The 2,865-nt window shown below is 65.7% G+C and carries 2 protein-coding genes, 1 tRNA gene and 1 pseudogene; 1 reads left to right on the top strand and 3 read right to left on the bottom strand.

Translation table 11 applies throughout. The features are described 5' to 3' along the window. Positions 1 to 1,150, bottom strand: a 1,150-nt coding sequence (locus B2W70_RS17730; protein ID WP_286747824.1) for a methyl-accepting chemotaxis protein, incomplete at its 3' end; no start/stop codon positions are given. Between the two features lie 229 nt (positions 1,151 to 1,379). Here B2W70_RS17730 and B2W70_RS17725 point away from each other — a divergent pair. Further along, positions 1,380 to 1,664 carry an H-NS family nucleoid-associated regulatory protein gene (locus tag B2W70_RS17725; RefSeq protein WP_286747822.1) on the top strand — a complete coding sequence of 95 codons (285 nt, stop codon included), beginning with the start codon at positions 1,380 to 1,382 and terminating at the stop codon, positions 1,662 to 1,664. Positions 1,665 to 1,666: 2 nt separating this feature from the next. Here the strand turns inward: B2W70_RS17725 and B2W70_RS17720 are convergent. Further along, positions 1,667 to 1,741: transfer RNA gene (locus B2W70_RS17720), tRNA-Arg, on the bottom strand. A gap of 33 nt (positions 1,742 to 1,774) precedes the next feature. After that, a pseudogene (locus tag B2W70_RS17715) lies at positions 1,775 to 2,865 on the bottom strand (hypothetical protein); the annotation flags it as partial.

Here is a 2,865-nt window from a genome sequence, read left to right as displayed (position 1 = left end):
GGATGTTGGTCTGAAAGGCGATGCTGTCGATCACCTGGATGATTTCGCCGATGCGCCTGGACGAGTCTTCGATCGCCTGCATGGTCTGGGTCACATCGCTGACCACTTGGCTGCTGCGCTGGGTGATGGTGGTTGTCTGGTTCGCCAGATCGGCGGCCTGGCCAGCCGTGTCGGAGCTGTGCTTGACGGTCCCGGTGATCTCTTCCATCGAGGCCGCCGTTTGCTGCAGGCTGCTGGCCTGCGACTCGGTGCGGCTGGACAGGTCCTGGTTACCGGCGGCGATCTCCCGCGTGGCCAGCAGCATTTCATCGACCTGCATGCGCGCGTCCTTGACGATGGAGCGCAGGTTCACGTTGAGCTGATTGAGCGAGCGGGTGAACTGTCCGATGAGGTCGTGGCGATCGGAGTGGATGACTTGGGTCAGGTCGCCGGCCGCCATGCGGTTGGCCGAGTCCATCAGGGCCTTGATCGGGCCCATGGTCATGCTGCGGATCTTCATGCTGGCCAAGGCGATCAAGGTGCCCAGCACCAGCAGGCAACCCAAGCTGATCGGCGAGAACAGGCCTTGGCCGCTGCCGCCTGCCCACATGCCCATGCCGAATCCGATGAGGGCGACGCTGCCAGCGATCATGGCCAGGCGCTCGCTCAAGCCAGGTTTGAGGCGCTCGGCGGTGCGGCCACCCCAGGTGTTTTTCAGCACGCGGCCGTTGCGCAGGGTGTGGATCAACCGTCCTGCTTCTTTTTCCTGCCGCATGACGCGATACAACTCGCTGGCCTGGGCCACGGCCTCGCGCTCTGGCTCGGTGCGAACCGACATGTAGCCGACAGGCCGGCCGTCTTCCATCAGCGGGGTGACGTTGGCCTGAACCCAGTAGAAGGAGCCGTCCTTGCGGCGGTTTTTCACCAGGGCGGTCCAGGGTCGGCCCGAGGCAATCGTCTCCCACATGTCTCGGAAGGCCTCTTCCGGCATGTCGGGGTGGCGGATCATGTTGTGGGGTTGCCCCAGCAACTCCTCGCGGGTGTAGCCACTGACGTGGATGAAGCCCGGGTTGCAATAGGTGATGCGGCCCTTGAGGTCGGTGGTCGAAACCAGGGTGTCGCCTTTCGGGAAGGCAAATTCCTGCTCGGTCACAGGCAGATTCAGTCTCATTCCAAGCCTCGTTCGTCTCGGGGTTGCGAGTCGACAGGGTTTGAACGCCATCCTGCCGGGGCGGGCGCCTGACCTCGTGGTTCAGGCGTCATGCAATGCTTTTTCGGAATGGTGCCCGCAAGCGAAAGGGCTGGAGGCGGGAAAAAGGCCGGCGTTCCGCGTCTTACTCCATGGGTTTGTTACCATCTTTGTAGAGCGTGCCGGACTTGGCACAAAAGAGGTTCACCCCATGAAGACAGCCGAGCAGGAAGCGGTGCTGCGCTCCGTGCGCAAGCTGGTTGATTTCTGGCAAATCGAAGCCCACGAGCTGGACGGCATCGAGCCGGTGGTGGTCACGCCACAAGCGGTCGTGGCAGAGCCCGCACGGCCCTGTTATCGCCACCCGATTTCCGGTGAAACCTGGCGGGGGGAGGGCAGTCAGCCCGAATGGCTCAAGCTGGCGCTCACGCGAGAGGGCTACACGGTGCAGGAGCTGCGCGTGTCGATGTCAGATGACCCTGCCACCTCGGCCTGAGGTGGTCCCCCCGACAGGAATCGAACCTGTATTTGCCGCTTAGGAGGCGGCCGTTCTATCCATTGAACTACGGAGAGCGAGCGGTGGGCACGCAATGCCGACCGCGGGCGCTAGTGTAGTGGATTGACGCTGGCTTGCCGTCCGATCGGCGATGGCGCCGGCGCAGGCAGCCAGAGTTCGAAGACGCCATCGCGCCCCTTGACGGTGGGTGGCAGCCGCCGTATCCAGATTTCCGCAGGTGGGGTGTCGGTGCCCACGCCCGATGTCGGCGTGGCCAGGTGTGGGCGCAGCCATTCGCGCAGCCCCTCGGCGCAAGCCATGTCGCTTTCCCGGTGCACGACGATGGTTGCTCGGGGCCAGGGGACCGGGCCACGCTGGCCCTGCAGGGCAGATCGCTGCACGACGTTGTCGACCGGGGGCACCATCCACGGGCTGGCGGATTGGGCGTTGAGCTTGCGGCGCAGGTCTTCTGCGATGTTGCGGGCGGACTCGCTGTAGATCTGGACGTACAGCAGCGCTGCGGGCGATCGGGTCGGGCAGGCTTGCGCCAGGAGATCGCCGGGGCCAGGCCCGGCCGCGGGGGCGATCTCGTCAGGCATGCCTTCGGTGGCGGCCATGGCAGCCTGATCCGGATCGTTGGGCGATTCGGTGTCTGGCGCTTGCGCGAAGGCGGTGTCACCGCCTGGGGTGGTGGTCCAGCGCTCCAGCAGCGCCATGGCCGCCTCGTATTGCTCTTGCGGACGCTGAGGCGCCACCCAGTAATTCATGGCCGTGGCGGTGGCGGGCGGCCGCTGCATGGCGGCGCAGAAACCCAGCCGGTCCTGGCTGGCCTGGGGTGTGCAGGTTTGCCATGCCTCGGCGCCTGGCTGGCAGCTCTCGCGGATGCGGGCGCTCATGCGGTGAACGCTGCCGCGGTCGAGCGGGCTGAGGGTGTCGCTGCGGACCACGTCCAGCATCAGGCTCTCGGCCTGGTTGACGACGTGCTCGGGGATGGCCTTGCACTGCCGGTCAAAGCCCTGCAATTCGGTCGAGACCTTGACGAACAGCTCTCTCGCCTGGGCACGGGCCTCCTTTTGCTGCAGGTTCATGCTCTCGACGATCTGCCAGCCCGACAGCAGCAGCGTGCCCGATGCGCCCAGGCCCAGTGTGGTCTTGAGCGCTGCAGCGCGCGGGCCGCGGCGCCACAGGGGCTCGGGTGCCA

The organism is Aquabacterium sp. UBA2148 (genome assembly GCF_002328915.1).
GTDB classification, from domain to species: Bacteria; Pseudomonadota; Gammaproteobacteria; order Burkholderiales; family Burkholderiaceae_C; genus Aquabacterium; species Aquabacterium parvum.
The sequence above is the reverse complement of the archived record's forward strand: the minus strand, read 5'-3'. Positions and strand labels throughout refer to the sequence as shown.

What these genes read in the sequence shown, in the direction of transcription:
- B2W70_RS17725 (WP_286747822.1), top strand. Translation starts at nt 1,380, where the DNA reads ATGAAGACAGCCGAGCAGGAAGCGGTGCTGCGCTCCGTGCGCAAGCTG.